A 17119-nucleotide genomic window follows, 5' to 3' on the forward strand; every position below is an offset into this window, starting at 1 on the left:
CCGAGCGAGACCGGGCTACGGGGCGGACAAGAGCGAGATGCCCGCGACGTGGAGTCCAGCCAGGTGGATGATGGCGGTCTTCTCGTAGCGGGTGGCGATGCCTCGCCACTGCTTCAAGCGGTTGATGCACCGCTCGACGGTGTTGCGCAGCTTGTACGCCCCCCGGTCGAAGGCCGTGGCCTACCGCCGCGGCCGCCCCGGCGTAGCAGTTGTGCGCGCTGGTCAGCGGGCACGGGGATCACTGCTCGGATGCCGCGCTTGCGCAGGTGCTCGCGGACCGCGCGAGAGGAGTGCGCCTTGTCGGCCAGGACCAGGTCCGGCCTGGTGCGGGGCCGTCCTCGCGGGCGCGGGACACGCAGGCGGACCATGGCATCGGTGGAAGCGGGGGGTCACCGGGCCCTGGCCCGCGGTGAGAACGAACGCCAGAGGTCGGCAGCGGGCATCGGCGGCGAGGTGCATCTTCGTGGTCAGTCCGCCGCGGGACCGGCCGATGGCGTGGTCGTCAGGTTCGCCGCCCGGGGCCCCTTTTCACGGGCCTCGGCCGCGTGTTGGTGGGCCCGTACGATCGTGGAGTCCACCGACACGGCCCAGGCCAGACCCTCGTCCGCGTCGGCCTGGGCCACCAGGGCGGTGAACACGCGCTCCCAGGTGCCGTCGGCGGCCTACATCCGCAGCTGGTTGTAGACGCCTCGCCAGTTGCCGTATTTCTCCGGCAGATACACCCACTGGGTCCCGGTTCGGAACTTGCAGGCAATATCGTCGACCACCTCACGGTGATCGCGCCGGCGGCCACCCCGCTTCGGCGTCCGGTCCGGAAGCAGCGGCTCGATGCGCGCCCACTGCGCGTCAGCCAACGGCAACTCAGACCAACGACCGGCTGATCCAAACGAAACCGCCAGGGCCCTTCAGTAGATGTGTCCGATGTGGGCCAGAGCCTGCTTCAGAAGCACTCCGTGGCCGCCCGGCATTTCGCTCTGCACAGCCGGTGAGGCCGCCTCCTGCGGGCTGAACCACACCAGGTCCAGTGCGTCCTGACGCGGGCGGCAATCGCCGGTCACCGGCACGACGTACGCGAGGGACACCGCATGCTGGCGAGGATCATGGAACGGGGTGACGCCCGTGGTGGGGAAGTATTCGGCAACGGTGAAGGGCTGCAGCGAGGCCGGGACGCGCGGCAGGGCCACCGAACCGAGATCCTTCTCCAGATGGCGCAGCAGGGCGTCACGGACTCGCTCGTGGTGCAGGACGCGACCGGACACGAGGGCTCGGCTGATGGTTCCGTCGGCGCCGATCCGGAGGAGCAGCCCGATGCTGGTGACGTCGCCGCTCTCGTCCACCCGCACAGGGACAGCCTCGACGTACAGGACGGGCATCCGGGCCCTGGCCATGTCCAGTTCGTCCGTGGTGAGCCAGCCGGGCGTGGTTTCCGTCATGTCAGACATCGCTTGATCATACTTACCCGGCCGGGATTCTGGTCGCTTGTCTGCCGTTTCACACGGTTCCTGCCCCGCCGAGGCTGCCGCGACCTGCCTTTTGCCTCGGTGGGCGATTCACGCGAGAGCCAATCGTGTTGAGGTAAGTCCGTTCGTCTTTCGCGAGAGGCTCTCGCCGGCGCACCGCCAGGGCCACGTCCAGCCTGGACGCCGGCTACGACTCGGACAAGACCCGCACCGAACTCGCCGCCCGCGGTCTGCACGGCCGCATCGCGCACAAGGGTGAGAAGGCGCCGATCCAGGCCAGCCAGCGGTGGCACGTCGAGCGCACCCACGCCTGGCAGAACGCCTTCTACCGGCTCGCCCGCTGCTACGAACGCCGCGCGACGGTCATCGACGCCTTCTTCGACCTTGCGGACACGGTCATCACCGTCCGTAGCCTGATCCGCCGGGCCTGGACGACCCACCGCTGGGACGACCGCCCGAACCGCCGTCCATGAGCACACGCTTATCTGTGCGAGCTCTTAGCGGCCCAGGAGTTCGAGCGCGGCCTTGACGGAACCGAGCAGGGGTTCACCGACCGCGCCGACGGTGGCGGCGATGGCCGCGAGCGCCATCAGTGACCGGCGCCGGGCCGGGGGCTCGTCGGCGCCGAGGGCGGGCAGCGCGTGGTCGATGGAGGCGCGGTCCGTGTCGTCGGGTACGTCGCCGCGCAGTGCCAGCGCGAGCTGGACGACCTCCCCCAGCTGTTCCTCCAGGGTGCGCTGCGGGGCGGCGTGGTTGTGGTGGACGATGCCCCGATGGCCCTGACCGCCGACGATGCTGACCCTGTCGCCGAACTGGAAGTCCCCGCCGCTCATTTCAGTACCCCCGTGTGGCCCGAGCCGCCGTAGATGTTCACCGAGTCGCCGAAGTGGTAGTTGCCGTAGTTGGTGATCGACAGGGTCTCCACCCTGACCCTCAGCACTGCGTTCGGCTTGTCGATCGTCTCGGCGATCTTGACCACGAGTTCGTCGAGATGACGGGGGTCTCCCGCCACCAGGGCCGTGGACTGGCCGTTCGTCTCGATGGCAAGCGTGTAATGACTCGATGCGAAGACCACGGACGCCATCGTGCCGAAGAAGTAGATGAGTACAAGCACGGCGAGCACCACGAGGAACTGGATCACGCTGTCGTCGCCCGAGGAGGATTCGAAGTCGCTCGACCCGCCCGACACGTTTGAGAAGAGCATCAGGACGAAGATCAGGACCACAGTGCCCCCGCCGCGCTTCAGGAACTGCACGAACGCCTCTCCGCGACGCGGGGTCAGTACGAACGTGTAGACGCGGGTGATGTTCTCCAGAGGGTAGGCGGCCCTGTTCACCCAGAGCAGCCGATCGCTGATGACCAGGTCACCGTGCGGCGGGAGGCTCGGTCCGGGCGCGCCTGCGGTCGCGTACGCGCGGCGCGGTGCCGGTGGTTCGGATGGTCTCGGTGGCGGCGTTGCGGGCGTTCCCATGCATCCCCCTGAGATGGGCCGCTGTGACGTGGCACTCATTACGCACCAGAACCATCGGCCGCACAAGGCGAGTTCGAGACCTCGAGGAAGCCGTATCCGCCATTGTGAGCTGGCCCATCGGCACCCGACATCGACCGCCGCGCCTGTGAACGTAGCAGCGCCGTCTTCCCGGTGACCACAGAGCGTCGCAACTCCATGATCACCTAGACCTGTGCCTGCCTTGCTGTCATGGCTGCCTCGCGCCGCCTATCTGTGCGGCCTCTTGGGGGACACCGTCATTGGAGCAGCGTCGGCAGCGCGCTGGCGCCGCTGCTCGCCCATCCGGACGATCACGGTGACCTCGCACCCGCTCGTCCTTCTCCGGCGCATCGGTGACACCCGGCAACTGATCGACGTCATGAGGTACTGGGCGGACACGCACATCTGCTCTCTCTCCGCCGGCCACCGACAACCTCACCCCGCCAGAGCGGCCGACACCCGGGTAAGGCGTTCGTCCGGCAGGGCGTTGTGGCTTGCGGGGTTACGGAAGGAGTGCATGCCGTCGTTGGTCCGCCTGCCGTCAGTCGTGACCCAGCGCACGCGACCGGTCAGGCCCTGGTGTTCGAGGATGGCATCCGCGAGCGGCCCGGTGTCAGGCATGCCCAAACAGGCGCTCAGCGCCTCTGCCAGGCAGCAGACGGCGTTCTGCGCCGGTACGGCGTCGTCCCCGAAGGCCGGCAGGAGGAGCAAGAGGCGGGCATGGGGGTCCGTGGTCGTGCCGCCAGGGAGGCGGTTGTACGCGGCGGCTGCCAACTCCCGCCAGGACAGCCCGGGGCCGGTGAAGTTTCCCCCCGTCTGTGCGAGGAGCTCTGCTCTGTCCCAGTCAGGATGATGTACGAGGTAGTCGACCCCCGCTTCCTCCTCGACGGTGCGGTAGACGACGTGGAGGCGGGACTCACCACCGAGTGGCACGGTGAAGGTGGGCCAGTCGTCCTCCCGCCGGAGGCGGCGCTGGAAGTTCCGGTGGTCGGACCATGGGTAATCCGGACCGAACAGCAACTCGCCGGCCTCTCCGTCGGCGCTGGGGTACAAGTGTCCCAACCAGAACAACCTCGTTCTCAGAAGTTCGGTGCGCTGGGAGAAGGGGCCGTCGTGATAGCCCGGTATCCGTGCGGGGTGCAACTCCGCGTAGTTCGTCACGCGGGCCATGATGCCTCGCTGCGTTCCACGGCGGTAAGGCCGGTGACGACCAGCAGGAATTGCCCGTCCTGCCTCTGACTGCTGTGCAGGGGGACGTGTCACGCGGGTCGTCGGGGTCGTGCGTGCGCGACACCGGCGAGCGTCGCGCGACCGGCCTTGGCGCCTGCGAGGGCGGGACCGGCTCCCGCTCCGGTACATTCCTCCGATGCGAGAGCCGTGCTCCGTGGCACTCCGGTGGCGAGGGATGGGACCCTGATGAGCGAACTGACGAAGCCCGACATCGTGGTTCCGGAGGGTGACGCGCCTACCGAGCTGAGGATCCGGGACCTTGTGGTGGGGGACGGGCCCGAGGCACAGCCGGGCAGGGTCGTGCAGGTTCACTACGTAGGGGTCACGTTCGCGTCGGGACGGGAATTCGACTCCTCCTGGGAGCGGGACCGGCCGTTCAAGTTCGCGGTGGGCGGTGGCAAGGTCATCAAGGGCTGGGACCGGGGGGTGAGGGGAATGAAGGCCGGTGGCCGACGCGAGATCATCGTTCCCCCGCGTCTCGGCTACGGCAAGCAGTCGCCCTCTCCGTCGATCCCGGCCGGCTCGACGCTGATCTTCGTCGTGGACCTGCTCACGGTGGTGGGCGGGCCGGCCGGGGCGAGGCCCCGCTCGACCGGCACGGCCTGAACCTGGCGCTCCTCGGCTGCGCCGTCAAAGACGTAGTGGACCAGCAGGACCCGGGGAATCCGGTCGGTGATGAACGCGGGGCGCCGGGACGCACCGAGGGACGGGCCGGCGCACTCTGCGCAGCTGACAGGACGGACTGCGATGCTTCTCGTGCCGACGGAGAGGGCTTCGCTCTGTCCCTCGGTGAAGCGGGTCATGCCTTGTCCAAGGCGCTGGGCGATGCCGGCTTCGGGACGTTCGGGGTCGGGGCGTACTGGGCCGCCTGGGTGTCGAACATGGCGGCGTACTGCCCGCCCGCGGCCATGAGGCTGTCGTGCGTGCCGTGCTCGGCGAGGCGTCCTTGGTCGAGCACGTAGATGTGGTCGGCGTGGCGGACGCCGGACATGCGGTGGGTGACCAGGACGACGGCCCGATGTGGGCCGGCCAGGTGCCGGATACGGTCGAAGGCGGCGATCTCCGCTTCCGGGTCGAGGGCGGAAGTCGGCTCGTCGACGATCAGGACGCTGTCTTCCTGCGAGGTCGAACTCCGCCAATGGGTGCGGGCCAGACCCACTTTCTGCCATTCCCCGCCGGAGAGTTCGATGGCTCCGCGGAACATGCGGCCGAGCATGCTGTCCAGCCCGTTAGGGAGTTTGGCGGTGACGGGCCCGGCTCCGGCGTAGTCGACGGACTGCTGCAGGTCGTGGGTCGAGGCGTCGCGGCCGGGACGGCCGATGCGGATGTTCATCGCGGCCGTGACCGGCCAGCGCTGGAAGTCCTGGGTGAGCAGGGAGACGCGGTGGAAGACCTGGGCACGTTCCAGCCCGGCGATGTCGGCCTCACCCCACTTCACAGTGCCTTCGTGAGGCAGCAGGAGACCGGAAAGGATCTTCATCAAGGTGCTCTTGCCGGAGCCGTTCTCGCCTACGACGGCGGTGACCGACCCCATGGGGAGGGTGAGTGTCACGTCGTCCAAGGCCGGTGCTTCGCGGTCGGGATACCGATAGGTGACGTGTTCCAGGGAGACCTGCTCGACCTTGTCGGGGACGGGGCTGCCGGTCTGGGGGATGGCGCGTTGAGCGGCCTCGACCAGGAACTGTCCGTGGTCCCGGACGTAGAGGGACTCTTCGTGCAGTTGATTGACGTTCATCACCAGGGCGCCCAGGCTCGCCGACCCGGTCCGTACCGCGATCACGGCCGTGCCGGCGACGGCGAGGCTCATGTGTCCGGCCATGATCAGCCAGATCATGCTGCCGTAGGTGGCGGCCATCGCCAGTCCGGACAGTGCGGAGGCGACCCATTCGGTGACGGCTTTGCTGGAGGCCAGCCGTTCCTGTTCCGCCTCTGCGCCGGCGGCCATGCGCCGGTACCGGTCGAGGAGGAAGGGGCCGACGTCGTGGATACGTACCTCTTGGGCGGCCGTGCGTTCGGTGAGGAGGTTGCCGATGAGGCGACTGGCCCGCAGGTGCTCGATCCAGCTCATCATCGACACATAGCGTTCCTGTGCCACCCGCATGGCGCCCCACCCGCGGGGCGCGGCGATGACCACCAGCATGGGCAGCAGCGTGGGATGCAGGACGGTGAGTACACCGGCCGTGGCGATCAGCGAGATGCTGCTGTTCAGTGCGGAGACACAGGCGCCGATCATGCGGCGCGCGGAGGCGGGCCCGTATTGGGCGATGTCGATCAGGCGGCGGAAGTCCGGGTCGTCGATCGCTTCGAGTTCGACGGCGGTCGCGGCGGCCAGGTACTGCGTGGTGGCGATCCTCTCCACCTTGGGCTCCAGGCGGCCGGCCCGTGAGGTCGACCACCCTGCCAGGGCGGAGTTCACGACGGCGACGCATGCGGCGGCGAGCAGACCCGGCAACAGGGCGTGCAGCCGCTCGACAGCGTCTCCGGCTCCTAACAGCGCGTGCATGACCGCGTTGACGGCGAGCAGGCCGACCGCGGCGGCGATGCCTTGGCCGAGTTCGCTGATCGCCACTGCCACGAGCGCGCGGCGATCCGCGCTCCAGGCCATCCGAAGGGCGGCGACGACGAGTCCGGGCATCTGGCGCAGCGCTGAACGCATGGTCAGGTCCAGTCCCGCGTGCTCGTGTCGGGACCAGCCCATGTCGTAGCGCAACGGCCCGCCGAAGAGCTCGCGTTCTGCCTCGGAGACCTGTGGCTCCGCCATGCGGACCTTGCCGAAGAATCGCTTCACTCGCTGCCTTCCTGTGTCGGTCGGTTCAGAGCCCGGTATGACGGGCCGTGGGTGAGGATGTGGAAGACGGCCGCGGTGGTGCATGGATGACGGAGACCGCTTTCGGAGCGGCAGATGGTGGCCGCAGCCTGCGGGCACGGCGTTGGCGTCCTGTGGCGGGTGCCCCTGTCCGGGACACTGCGCCACGGCGGAGACCGAACAGTTGCGCCAGGCCTTGACCGAGACGGGCGCCCTTGCCGCTGCCCGTGACTGACATCTGCCGCACCCTTCGGCGCTGACTGCCGACGCCGGAGGGCGGCGGGTCCCGAGGTCCTCAGCGGCTCACTTTGAGGGGGCGGCTTCGGGGCGGGTAGACCGGTAAAGGGGCTCCACGCACCGCGCTGCCGGACGCCGTGCGGCCACCCCGCCACCCGGACGCCGTGCGCCGCCCGCTCTCCCGGAGAGAGGGCCCGCGTCCGCAGTCGGGCCGCAGCCCCAAGCCGGCCTCGTCCCGACCAGAGGCCCATGAGGCGACGGTAGTCTCGGTTGTCCTCCGTGGTCCGCGAACACGACGACAAACGCATGCTCTGTCCGCCCTGCCGCCGATCGACCTGGAGTGTGTGCGGGGTAAAGCAGATCGCGTCCGCGCCGACCTCGCAGCCGGCCCGTGTCGCGAACAGACCCCGCGTTTCCTGGACAGACTCCCCGTTTCCTTGAAAGAGCATGCCGCTTCTCCTCGCTCGCTCCGGCCGCCCACCTGCGTCACATGAGCCTGGGCTGCTGATATTTGTGTACGGGCATTCGCTGGGAGACCCGCGAGCTGACCCGCGTCTGGCTCGAGCGAGACCCCGCCGCGGCCGGCCATGACGCCCTCGCGACGACGCAGCGTGTACGCGGCTCTGCTCTGAAGCCTCGTCGGAGGAGCCCGCACCACGTCTCCTGTCTGCAGCCGTCAAGGCGCGGTAGCGTCAGAGCAGCCAGGCTGGGCCCGGTCCTTCACCGACGAGGCCGCAAATGGACGGGGCCTCGAGACCGTGCGCCGACAGCCAGACCGCCCACTACGACGTGGTGATCACTGCGGCCAGGCTCGTGGGCGACGAACCCCTGCACTTGGCGGACGCCTTGCCGTGGCGTAATAGCGGTCTTCAAGGGCTCGGAGCTGGCCCCCAGGCCCCTGATGACCCGTGCAGGAGGCCACTTGAAGAGGTAATGCGCAACTTCGACACGGAGCGCAGGGGCAGCTACCTTCACCTGGTCTTCGGCGATCGCCCACGATCGCACAGGAGTTAGATCAGGCTGAGTTACCGCATCAGGATGCATCGGTCACGCCCCACGAATCCTCGCCCCAGGCGTAAGCCACCGAACCGGGTCCACACCAGACATCCCGAACCAGGAAGAGACGCATGCCCCACCTTGCTCTGTACACATTCGGCGTCCTGAAGTCACCTCTCGCCGATCCCGCACCTCTCACGCGCGAGTTCTACGACGTCGGTGAGGTCGTCTACCGGAAGATCAGTCAGCATCCCGGATACCTCGCGCGCGCTGAAGCGGTGGACGGCGACCAGGGCATGCTCTTCGAAGCGGACTGGGGTACCTGGGGAGAGTTCGCCGCACCGACCTGGTACAGCAAGGGCCAAACGGCGGAAACCACCGCTCTGGCCACGACCCTCTCACTCTGGACCGACCTGCGCCCCGTCTTCGACGCCATCTATACCGGCCCGCACCGTGAGGCGCTGAACAGGCGTTATGACTGGTTCGAGAGGACGGGGCACCCGAATTACGTGTTCTGGTGGGTCTCCGACGATGTGACACCCACCTGGCAGGACGGGGTTTCGAAGCTTGAGCACCTCCACGCCCACGGCTCCGCGCCGGACGCCTTCACGTTCCACCACGCGTTCACCCCGGACGGAACTCCGACCAGGATCAAGGGCATCGGATCGAAGAGCGACCAGGTTCGCTGACAAGGAAGCCTGCACGACCGGGTCCGCTCTCGAACGCCTTGCTCGAATGACGGCGAACAGATGCGTCTGCGCCGGATCCGCGGCGCCTCGGGCTTCGCGCACTACCTCGCGAGCACCGATGAGTACCAGGAGGCCATCCTGCCCACAAGCGGACGCCCCCTGGCAACCGTCCACCGTCCACCACCCCTGACGACCTTCCTCCTGGCGTTGCCGTCGCCGTGGCCGGCCACCTTCACGTGCCTTTCCAGTTCGCGTCTCCGGACGTCCCTGATGAACACACCCCGCGCTGGCGGTGGCAGAACATCGCATCCGTTCGGTCGATCGCCCCCGCCCCCGCCGAGCACGGCCTGAAGCTGGAGAACGGCGTCGCGCACCCCGCACGCAACCGGCTCAGGTAACGGTTGGAGGGGTGGACGCCCACGGGAAGCCCTCGGCCGGGGCCAGGCCCGCCTCTGCTGGTCGAGCACCTGGTTCATGATCAGCGCTGCCTGCCCGGACAACCACACCGGCCTCCGTGACCGCGCCTTGGTCCTCATGCCAACGGCGAGTCGACTGCCGACGCTCGTTAAACAGTGAAGCACCATCACCGATGGGGTGATCATTGCCGCCGATCGTTCTCCCGAGGGCTGTTGGCAGGGCACGGTAGTTGCGTCTCAGCGGATGAGCGGTCTCCGATCGGGGCCCGGTCCGCTGTGCCAGTGAAAGGACACTCTGGATGTCACGTCAGGACTTCGCTCTGATCCTTGCCGGACTGGCCTTGTCGGGTGGCCTTGCTGCCGCCCCGGCCGCCGCCGCGACGGCCGAACAGCACGCGGTCAAGGCCGCCGCGGCCTCGTGTTCCGCCTGGAAGACGATCACCATCACCGGGGGGAAGGCCAAGTACCAAGAGTGCCTGCAGACGGTGAGCGGGAAGTCGCAGGTCAAGGGCAACTTCCAGCTCTGGGACACGAAGACCGACGGAAAGGCCGTCCAAGCGTACGCACGCACCGACACCAACCACTGGCACGGCGACAAGGTGAGCTGGGAGCACTTCTACGGCTGGTCGGACACCTCGAAGTCCAGCTCGGTCTACTCCTCCGGCTGGCACGGCGGCGATGACTTCGAGCTGACCATCGAGCTCGTCTGACGGCTTCGTAGGCGGGCTGCGGTCCGGGGATCTACACGGCTCCCGGGCAGCAGCTCAGTCCCCTGGCCTGGGTTCCGTCTACGGGGACACGAAGCCCGCATTGATCACATCGTCACACCATGCGCCCAGGTCACGGTGCCCGTGCGCGCTGTGACGATCAGGGGCCGGATCTTCCACGACCCTCGGCCCGTGCCAGCAGCCGCGCCGCTTGTCCTCCTGCGGTCGGGCCTCGAGTTCGCGGACCTTCTGCTCCCCGCGCCGCACGGCGCTCCTCTTATGGCACAACAACCAGGCGAGCAGCGCGTGGCGTCGTGGTCCCTGACACCACGCGGGTGAGCATGTGCGGACCCAGCCCTCTTCCCTCACCGAGGCGATGCGATGCCCCGCGCCAAACACGTCCGCCCCGAAAGCGTTCCACCGAGGTCGGCCTTGCGACGCCGGCCGACGGAGCAGGCGCTGTTCAGCGGCATCTACGGACTGGTGCTGGCCAGCGCCTTGGTGGCTGCGCTGGATGCGACAGGCGAGAAGGCCGATCCCGGCCCGGACGCGCTGTGGGTAGTACTCACCGCTCTGGCGGCAAGTGCCGCCCATGGGTACGCGCACGTCATCGCCCAGCGTGCGTCTTTCGACGGGGCAACGACGACGAGCAGACTTCGGTTGGTGCTTGCCGAGTGGCCACTGGTCGCCGCCGTGCTGCCGACAGTGTTGATGCTCCTTGCCGCCGTGGCCGGGTGGTGGTCAGAAGCCACGGCCGTGGACACGGCCCTGCTGCTCAACACGGTTGCTCTGTTCGGATGGGGTACCTGGGCCGCGCGAATCGCTGGGTACGGATGGCCGTCCTCGTGCCGGGCGGGGAGCATGGACATGTTGATCGGTCTGGTGATCATTATGGCCGATGCCTTGATCGACTAGAGCACGGTCCCCCCTTCCGGCGCGTACCGGCATACCGGCATCGGTCCAGCTTGTCGCCGGATCGCTCCTGTCAAAAGCAAAGCGTCCGGGCCTTGGCGCACGGTCCTCAGTGACGTGGTGCTCTCTGGGGGGAGTGGACCCTCCGTTCTGTTGTGCGCCCCAGGCCGGGGCGAGTCCCGTCACTGCGGGATGTCGAGCAGAACGCGGCCGCGACCGCCGACGTCGACGCGTGCGTGGGCTTTCGCGATGTCGGTCAGGGGATAGCGGTCGCCGACATCGATGGTGAGAGCCCCGACGGCGGCTGCGGCCGTGAGATCGCGGGCGGCCTGACGTTCGGCGGCTGCGGGGGAAGTCGTCGCTGACCGGTAGGCGCAGGGTGACGTTGTTGAACAGCAGTGTCCAGAAAGGGATCTCGGTACGGTCGGCGCGGGTCGCGTAGGCGGCGATGACCGCGCCGTTGGCGGCGACGTCGTTGTCCAGGTCGGCGTTGTCGGACAGGGACACCTCGATGATCCGGTCCACGCCGTATGGGGCGTGGCCGCGGATCTCGGCGGCTGGGTCGGTGCCGTCGAGGGCGACTGCGTGGGTGGCGAGGGCCGGGGGGCGTGGTCCAGGTCGGCGCTGCGGCGGACGCGTGATCTGCGAGGTCAGTGCCGTGGTTTCGCGATTCCTGAAGCCTTCTCGTCCGAGACGCTTGAGTCTCCAGCCGCCGGAAGGTCCAGGATCCTACCCATGGCCCACGAACACCTTGACGTATTCACCATTGGCCGACTCGCGCACCGCACCGGACTCCCGGTGCGTACCCTGCGCTTCTGGTCGGACCATGGGGCGGTGCCGCCTGTGGCCCGCTCCACGGGCGGGTACCGGTTGTACGACGCCGGGTCCGTGGCCCGCGTCGAGCTGGTCCGCACCCTGCGGGAGCTGGGCCTCGGGCTCGACGACGTGTGCCGTGTCCTGGGCGGCAGCACCACGGTCGCCGAGGTCGCCGACGCGCATGTGGCCGCGCTTGACGCGCAGATCCGCTCACTCAAGGTGAGCCGGGCCGTCCTGTCCACCGTGGCGAAACGGGGTTCGACCGTTGAGGAGACAACGCTGATGAACCGATTGGCGCGGCTTTCCGCCGCCGAGCGCAAGCAGATCATCGACGAATTCAAGGAGGAGGTGTTCGGCGGTCTCGACGACCCGCACCTGCGCGACCGCATACGCGCCTACAGCATCGAATTGCCCGACGATCCCACACCAGAGCAGGTCGACGCCTGGATCGAACTGGCCGAGTTGCTGCGTGACCCTGGGTTCCGGGCCCGGTTGCGCACTTGGATGGAGCTGAACACGCCCGTGCCGGGGCAAGCCCGTCCTCCTGGGGCGTCCATCTGGTGGGCCAGGCAGATCGTGCAGACCATCGCGGAGGCCAGAACAGACGGAGTCGCACCCGAGGGCCCAGCAGCGGCCGAGGTGCTGTCCGAGTTGTTCGGAGACACCGATCGGGCCGCCGTTCTGCATAGTCTGGAAGCCGGGATCAAGGCAGGAGCAGAGCACTACCGCAGGCTTGTTGCCTGTGTGCGCGGGCAGAATTCTTCGCCCGACGCGACCGAGGAGCTGGAATGGCTGGCGCGGGCCCTGCGCGCCGCAGATCAGACCTGACCTGGTGCTCGGGCGCAGAACAAGGGCTGCGCCCGAGCACCAGAGGCTCATGAAATGGTCCGCCGTTGTGACTACCGACCGAACGTCGGCGCGGCAGTGTTCAGCGAGCTTCTACCGTTTGCCAGACAAGTCCGTCAGTCGCCCCCGTATAAGGTCGACGCAGCCGGGGCCGTGGCCGAAGATGTCTGAGCTGACAGTGCAGGTGGCGCGAGCGGTGGTGGCACGGGTCGTAGCCGCTAGAGTCTCCCTGTGTGCTGGCGGCGGTGCGGGATCTGAACCGGCTGGAGCTGGGCCGGGGGACTCTGCGGGCCGCGCTGCAGTCGCTGGCCTGAACTGCCCTGGACTGGCTCGCCGGGGCAGCCCCGTCATGAGACGCGCCCCATACTGCGGTCTTGCCACCAGCCGCAACGGCGGCGATCAGTTCGTACCAGGGCAGCTCGGCTTCACATGCCGGCATCCTCTTCACCAGGTGGTCCGGGGACAGTACGCGGGAGGTCATCGGCCGCGGCGCGGTGTCCCCCTGCGGTCAGGCGGTCGGCGAGGAGGGCCCGAGCTTCGCGGTACCCCTGAGAAAGCTGCGCTGGCATGGTGCCGTGCCGTTCGATGACTGTTCCGGCCTCGGTGAGCAGGACGACGGCTTCATCCAGCCAGGAGCCGCCCGCCTCGGTCCGCAGGCCGACGGCGAAGAGCAGCATGAGGGCGAGCCTCGGCTCGAATCCCGGGTCGGCCTCGGCCATGCGGCGGCGTATGGTCACGGCCTCGTCGGCCGCGGCGATGGCGTCGTCACGGCGGCCGGTGGCGAGGAGCACGATGCTGAGTGAGGCCAGTGCCTCGGCCAGTACGTGCGTGTGGGCTTGCGGTTGGCGCCCGGCCAGGCGCCGCAGTATGGATACGGACTCGTGGGCGGCGGAGAGCGCCTCGGCTTGCTGCCCCGCGTAGAGCAGGTGCACAGCGCTCCCGGCCAGTACGTTCGCCAACTTGCTCTCGTACGAGACAGGATGGACCGCGGCGAGTCGGCGGAGCAGAGCCGCCGCCTCCTGCGCCACAGGGACACTCCCGGATTCGCCCGTGCGCCACAGTGCCTTGGCGAGGTTGGCCAGGGCATTCGCCAGGGCGTCGGTGTACGCTGCCGCGTTCGTCCGCGCGAGGCGGCGCAGGATAATAATGCCCTCCCGGAGCGCCGCCACAGACTCCTCGGGGGTGGCGGTGAATCCGAGGCACAGGCCGAGCGCCACCAGAGACGCGGACAGGTCGGGCTCATGGGCCACGGGGTCGTCAGCGGCCAACTCCCTCAAAAGGATCACGCATTCCTGTGTCGTGACGGTCGCGTCGGCCCACCGATCGGCCTGGAAGAGGTCCCGCCCGACGCTCAGCAGGGCACTCGCGAGATCGGACCGGTACCGACCGTCCCGTCCGGCGAGTTCGCGCAGGATCATGATGGCTTCCTCGGTGGCCGCCAGTGCGTCGGTGCGGCGTCCGACTGCGGAGAGCCGCCTGCCATAGGCCGCCAGCGCGGTCGCGAGGTTGCGTTCGACCAGCTCCGCCTCGGCGGGGTTCCGTAGTTCGTTCCCGTCGATCGCCCGGTATTCCCGCACGGCCTCCTCGGCCGCCGCCAGCGATTCGTCCAGTTGCCCCGCGTGGTATAGGCGGACGCTGTGCTCGTTCCGGATGGCCGCCTGGTCGTTGAGGTGCCCGGCGCGTGCGAGCCGGTGAGGCAGTAGTCGGGTGCTGACGGCGGCGATGCCCGGGTCGAGGTCGGCGTGGGGTCGCCCGAACGACGGAAAGCGGGCCGCAATGGCTTCGAGGAGTTCGGGGGCGATGTCGTCGAGATCGGCCAGCGTGGTCAGGGCGGCGCTGCCTGCGGCGACGGCGACCTGGGGGGCGGCGGCGAGGAGCGGGTACAAATGCCGTGGTCCGACGTGTGGCCAGCGCTGGGCGGCCGATGCCAGAAAGGTGACGGCGCGGGGGGTCCACAGGAGTGTGGAAGGGTCGGTGGCGTCGGTGAGCAGAGTGCCGACGGTGGCTCGGGCCCATGGCTGGGCCGGGTACTCGGCGTGGTGCCCCGGGAGGGTGAGTGCCAGGAAGTCCTCGCTGAGGCGGTCTGGGTACAGGGGTTCCAGGACGGTCTCCTGGGCTGGGTCCGCCGGTGGGTAGCAGACGGCGTGGTCGGCGAGCACGCGGTGCGCCGGGAGCTTCAGGTCGAGCCCGGCAACGACGTCCAACCCCTGAGCGGGCGCCATCGGCCCCGTGAGCGCGGCGGTGAAAACGGTCCGGTTCATCGCGTCGGGCGGGGTGGTGAAGGCCCGCGCGGTCGGGTCGATCTCGTGGCCGCCCTCTCCGTGCAGCCGTGCCCAGTGCAGGTGTTCGCGGTCCAGGAGGTAGCAGGTCAGCCCGGCGAGGTCGGGCGGCGGACGGCGGCCCGCGACGTGGGCGTCGACGGCGACCAAGGCCGCGAGGTGTACCGACAGGGTCAGCCCGAAGTCGTCGCCGGCGAGGGCGGCGGGTGTTTCGACGCGGAGGGACGGGGCGCCGTACCGGGCGGCGAAGCTGTCCCGCGCGACAGCGAACATCTCTGTCCGCGGTGACCCATAGCCCTCCCTCTCCTGCGTCCCGTCGGGCAGCGGGGGCAGGAACTGCGCGGATGTTCCGGCCTGAAGGTTGGCAACCGAGGCGCGGACGGCGGGCCAGACATCGTCGCCTCGGGCCAGCAGCAGGATGCGCGCGGGCACCTCGGGCCGGTGCAGCAGAGCGTTGCTGAACAGCCAGAGCAAGTGCGACAGTGGCCAGCGGTCCGCGTAGTCGACGATCAGCAGGGTGCCGTCCGCAGCGGCACCGAGGTCCTGGCTGCCGGGCGGCGGAATTACGCTCCCGGGGCCGTGCGTGGCGGTGACCACTTGCCAGCCGTCGTCCGCCGACTCATGCGCGAAGTGGTCGGCGAGCCGGGTTTTGCCCTGCCCGCCCGGCGCGTGCAGCCACCGCACGGCGAGCTGTGGCCCTTCGTCTCGCCATCGCCGCAGCGATGCCAGTTCCGCCGTCCGGCCGGTGAACTCCACAACGGCGAAACGGGCGTTGAGCATGCGGCTCGGAACCTCGCGCAGGAACGAGTCGTCGGCGGTGGCCGGTGGGCGCCACCGTTGAAGCAGGTACACCGGTATGCCATCGCCGAAGACGTGGATGTCCGCGCCGACAACGCCATAGGCAAAGCCGTTCTCGGCGCGGACGGACTGCGTCACGGCGTGTCTTCCCCGGCGTCGGTGGCGCCGGCCGGTGGTGGCGAGGGGTACGGCGAGGCGCGATGGTGGATATGCACGCTGCTGCCCGGCCCGAGAGCGCCGTACGCCGACCCGCCGCCAGTAGCATGCACGCTCTGCTGCCAGATGTTCTGAGCCGGCGGCAACAGAGCACCGACCTCGTCGATCAGCGCGGTCACTTCACCGGAGAGTTCCGGGGCACGGCGCAGCAGATCCTCCAGGTTCTCCTGCCAGCGCTGCACCTGCCTGTTGCGGACGACGTCCAGCTCGGCCGCGTCCCGCACCCGGGCCGCACTCGCCTCCAACTCGGCCTGCACGGGGTCTTCCTCGCCTCCCGCCGTACCTTCGTCACGCCGTCCGAAGAGCGCCACCGTCCGGTCGCGGGCCACCTCCCACGCGGAGGTGGCCATGGCTGAAACGACGGTGGTGGCGCCGGCCATGGCCAGTAACGACACTGGATCCGACAAGGGCATCCCCTTTCAGAGTCCCGCGCCTCCTGTGGCGTAGGCCGTCCAGGCGGATACGGGAAATGCCGGCATGAGCCGTCCTGTTTTCGAGTCCCGGACGGAGACTACGTCGGGATGGTCAGCAGCGGCTTCGAATCAGTCAACTTCGCCTACCACACCCGGCTCACAGCCCGACACACGCCCCACCGGAGCACTGCCGTCTGCGGCTGGTGGGTGAGCACTCTCACCGGACCGCCTCATTCGCCTTGGTGCCTAATGGAACGGCCACCAGCTCGACCGCACCCGCATCAGCCACCTTGCCCGTCTCGGCATGCCACTTGCCGCGTGAGCGAACAAGCCAACAGGATCGGTGACGGCGTCCGGCACCCCGTCGCACCACCCCTGCTGCGTTTGACGGCCCATCATTCCGGGCGTGATAGAGGCGAGTGGGTCAGCGGCACACCCGCTTCGTCGGCAAGCGGAATGGGCTGCTCCATGACGTCGACCCGGCGTTCGTCCCTGAGGTGCCTGGAGAGGTCGGCGCGGAGGAGGTCGTTGGGCCGGTTATCACGGACTCTGGGGGTTCCATCCCTCGCCGCTCGGCGACCCACTGGGCCTCGACGATGTCCGATGCAGGCATCCTGCAAGAGCTGACCACTCGGGCTTGCCGCTGCGGATCAGGTCGGTGAGCGCGGAGAGCGCTTCCTCGATGTCGATGTGGTCGGTCTGCAAGCGGCGCAGCCTTTCATGACGGCTTGCTGGGTGACAGCCTCTAGGAACATCGGAATAGCGGTCACGACAGGGGTGGTTACGGTACTCGTTTCTCACAAGCGACC

At 68.6% G+C, this 17119-nt stretch carries 12 protein-coding genes and 3 pseudogenes; 6 read left to right on the forward strand and 9 right to left on the reverse strand.

The features are described 5' to 3' along the window. Positions 1-15 precede the first annotated feature (15 nt). A pseudogene (locus LWJ43_RS32310) lies at positions 16-860 on the reverse strand (IS5 family transposase). A 45-nt stretch (positions 861-905) separates the two neighbouring features. Continuing rightward, on the reverse strand, positions 906-1442 hold the full coding sequence (locus LWJ43_RS32315; RefSeq protein ID WP_277335711.1) for an NUDIX hydrolase family protein: 537 nt from the start codon (positions 1440-1442) through the stop codon (positions 906-908). Between the two features lie 185 nt (positions 1443-1627). On the opposite strand from LWJ43_RS32315, the pseudogene LWJ43_RS32320 reads away from it, so the two are divergent. Next, positions 1628-1933: pseudogene (locus LWJ43_RS32320) on the forward strand (transposase); the annotation flags it as partial. Between the two features lie 24 nt (positions 1934-1957). Here the strand turns inward: LWJ43_RS32320 and LWJ43_RS32325 are convergent. From LWJ43_RS32325 to LWJ43_RS32335, 3 genes are all read right to left on the reverse strand, one after another. Further along, complete coding sequence (locus LWJ43_RS32325) at positions 1958-2293, reverse strand: hypothetical protein (RefSeq protein ID WP_277335712.1); 336 nt, start codon at positions 2291-2293, stop codon at positions 1958-1960. Continuing rightward, entirely contained in the window at positions 2290-2970 is a 681-nt protein-coding gene (locus tag LWJ43_RS32330) for a DUF6232 family protein (protein WP_462100931.1), read from the reverse strand. The genes LWJ43_RS32325 and LWJ43_RS32330 overlap by 4 nt, the downstream gene beginning before the upstream one ends. Positions 2971-3384: 414 nt before the next feature. After that, a complete protein-coding gene (locus LWJ43_RS32335; protein WP_277335713.1) occupies positions 3385-4110 on the reverse strand; it encodes a hypothetical protein in 726 nt (241 codons plus the stop codon). A gap of 255 nt (positions 4111-4365) precedes the next feature. On the opposite strand from LWJ43_RS32335, the gene LWJ43_RS32340 reads away from it, so the two are divergent. Next, positions 4366-4785, forward strand: a complete 420-nt coding sequence (locus LWJ43_RS32340) for an FKBP-type peptidyl-prolyl cis-trans isomerase (RefSeq protein WP_277335714.1) — start codon at positions 4366-4368, stop codon at positions 4783-4785. 193 nt (positions 4786-4978) lie between these two features. Here the strand turns inward: LWJ43_RS32340 and LWJ43_RS32345 are convergent, their stop codons facing one another. Then, positions 4979-6967: an ABC transporter ATP-binding protein gene (locus tag LWJ43_RS32345; protein WP_462100932.1), complete on the reverse strand. Its 1989-nt coding sequence runs from the start codon at positions 6965-6967 to the stop codon at positions 4979-4981. A gap of 1382 nt (positions 6968-8349) precedes the next feature. On the opposite strand from LWJ43_RS32345, the gene LWJ43_RS32350 reads away from it, so the two are divergent. From LWJ43_RS32350 to LWJ43_RS32360, 3 genes are all read left to right on the forward strand, one after another. Continuing rightward, positions 8350-8907: a DUF3291 domain-containing protein gene (locus LWJ43_RS32350; RefSeq protein ID WP_277335715.1), complete on the forward strand. Its 558-nt coding sequence runs from the start codon at positions 8350-8352 to the stop codon at positions 8905-8907. A gap of 715 nt (positions 8908-9622) precedes the next feature. Then, positions 9623-10033 carry a hypothetical protein gene (locus LWJ43_RS32355; protein WP_277335716.1) on the forward strand — a complete coding sequence of 137 codons (411 nt, stop codon included), beginning with the start codon at positions 9623-9625 and terminating at the stop codon, positions 10031-10033. A gap of 378 nt (positions 10034-10411) precedes the next feature. Further along, positions 10412-10945, forward strand: coding sequence for a hypothetical protein (locus tag LWJ43_RS32360; RefSeq protein ID WP_277335717.1), 534 nt, complete (start codon positions 10412-10414; stop codon positions 10943-10945). Between the two features lie 179 nt (positions 10946-11124). Here the strand turns inward: LWJ43_RS32360 and LWJ43_RS32365 are convergent. Beyond that, positions 11125-11577, reverse strand: a pseudogene (locus tag LWJ43_RS32365) (MDR/zinc-dependent alcohol dehydrogenase-like family protein); the annotation flags it as partial. Between the two features lie 100 nt (positions 11578-11677). Here LWJ43_RS32365 and LWJ43_RS32370 point away from each other — a divergent pair. Then, positions 11678-12586 (forward strand): helix-turn-helix domain-containing protein, encoded by a 909-nt coding sequence (locus LWJ43_RS32370; RefSeq protein ID WP_277335718.1) that lies wholly within the window; start codon positions 11678-11680, stop codon positions 12584-12586. A 443-nt stretch (positions 12587-13029) separates the two neighbouring features. Here the strand turns inward: LWJ43_RS32370 and LWJ43_RS32375 are convergent, their stop codons facing one another. Together LWJ43_RS32375 and LWJ43_RS32380 are read right to left on the reverse strand one after the other, a co-directional pair. Beyond that, on the reverse strand, positions 13030-15819 hold the full coding sequence (locus LWJ43_RS32375; protein WP_277335719.1) for a tetratricopeptide repeat protein: 2790 nt from the start codon (positions 15817-15819) through the stop codon (positions 13030-13032). Then, positions 15816-16277: a hypothetical protein gene (locus LWJ43_RS32380; protein ID WP_277335720.1), complete on the reverse strand. Its 462-nt coding sequence runs from the start codon at positions 16275-16277 to the stop codon at positions 15816-15818. Before LWJ43_RS32380 ends, LWJ43_RS32375 begins: the two co-directional genes overlap by 4 nt. Positions 16278-17119: the final 842 nt, after the last annotated feature.

Origin of the sequence: Streptomyces sp. JH34 (assembly GCF_029428875.1) — a bacterium.
Classification (GTDB): Bacteria; Actinomycetota; Actinomycetes; order Streptomycetales; family Streptomycetaceae; genus Streptomyces.

Coding starts and splice junctions, on each gene's coding strand:
- LWJ43_RS32340 (WP_277335714.1), top strand. CDS start 4,366: ATGAGCGAACTGACGAAGCCCGACATCGTGGTTCCGGAGGGTGACGCG.
- LWJ43_RS32380 (WP_277335720.1), bottom strand. CDS start 16,277: ATGGCCGGCGCCACCACCGTCGTTTCAGCCATGGCCACCTCCGCGTGG.
- LWJ43_RS32325 (WP_277335712.1), bottom strand. CDS start 2,293: ATGAGCGGCGGGGACTTCCAGTTCGGCGACAGGGTCAGCATCGTCGGC.
- LWJ43_RS32370 (WP_277335718.1), top strand. CDS start 11,678: ATGGCCCACGAACACCTTGACGTATTCACCATTGGCCGACTCGCGCAC.
- LWJ43_RS32360 (WP_277335717.1), top strand. CDS start 10,412: ATGCCCCGCGCCAAACACGTCCGCCCCGAAAGCGTTCCACCGAGGTCG.
- LWJ43_RS32330 (WP_462100931.1), bottom strand. CDS start 2,970: ATGAGTGCCACGTCACAGCGGCCCATCTCAGGGGGATGCATGGGAACG.
- LWJ43_RS32350 (WP_277335715.1), top strand. CDS start 8,350: ATGCCCCACCTTGCTCTGTACACATTCGGCGTCCTGAAGTCACCTCTC.
- LWJ43_RS32315 (WP_277335711.1), bottom strand. CDS start 1,442: ATGTCTGACATGACGGAAACCACGCCCGGCTGGCTCACCACGGACGAA.
- LWJ43_RS32355 (WP_277335716.1), top strand. CDS start 9,623: ATGTCACGTCAGGACTTCGCTCTGATCCTTGCCGGACTGGCCTTGTCG.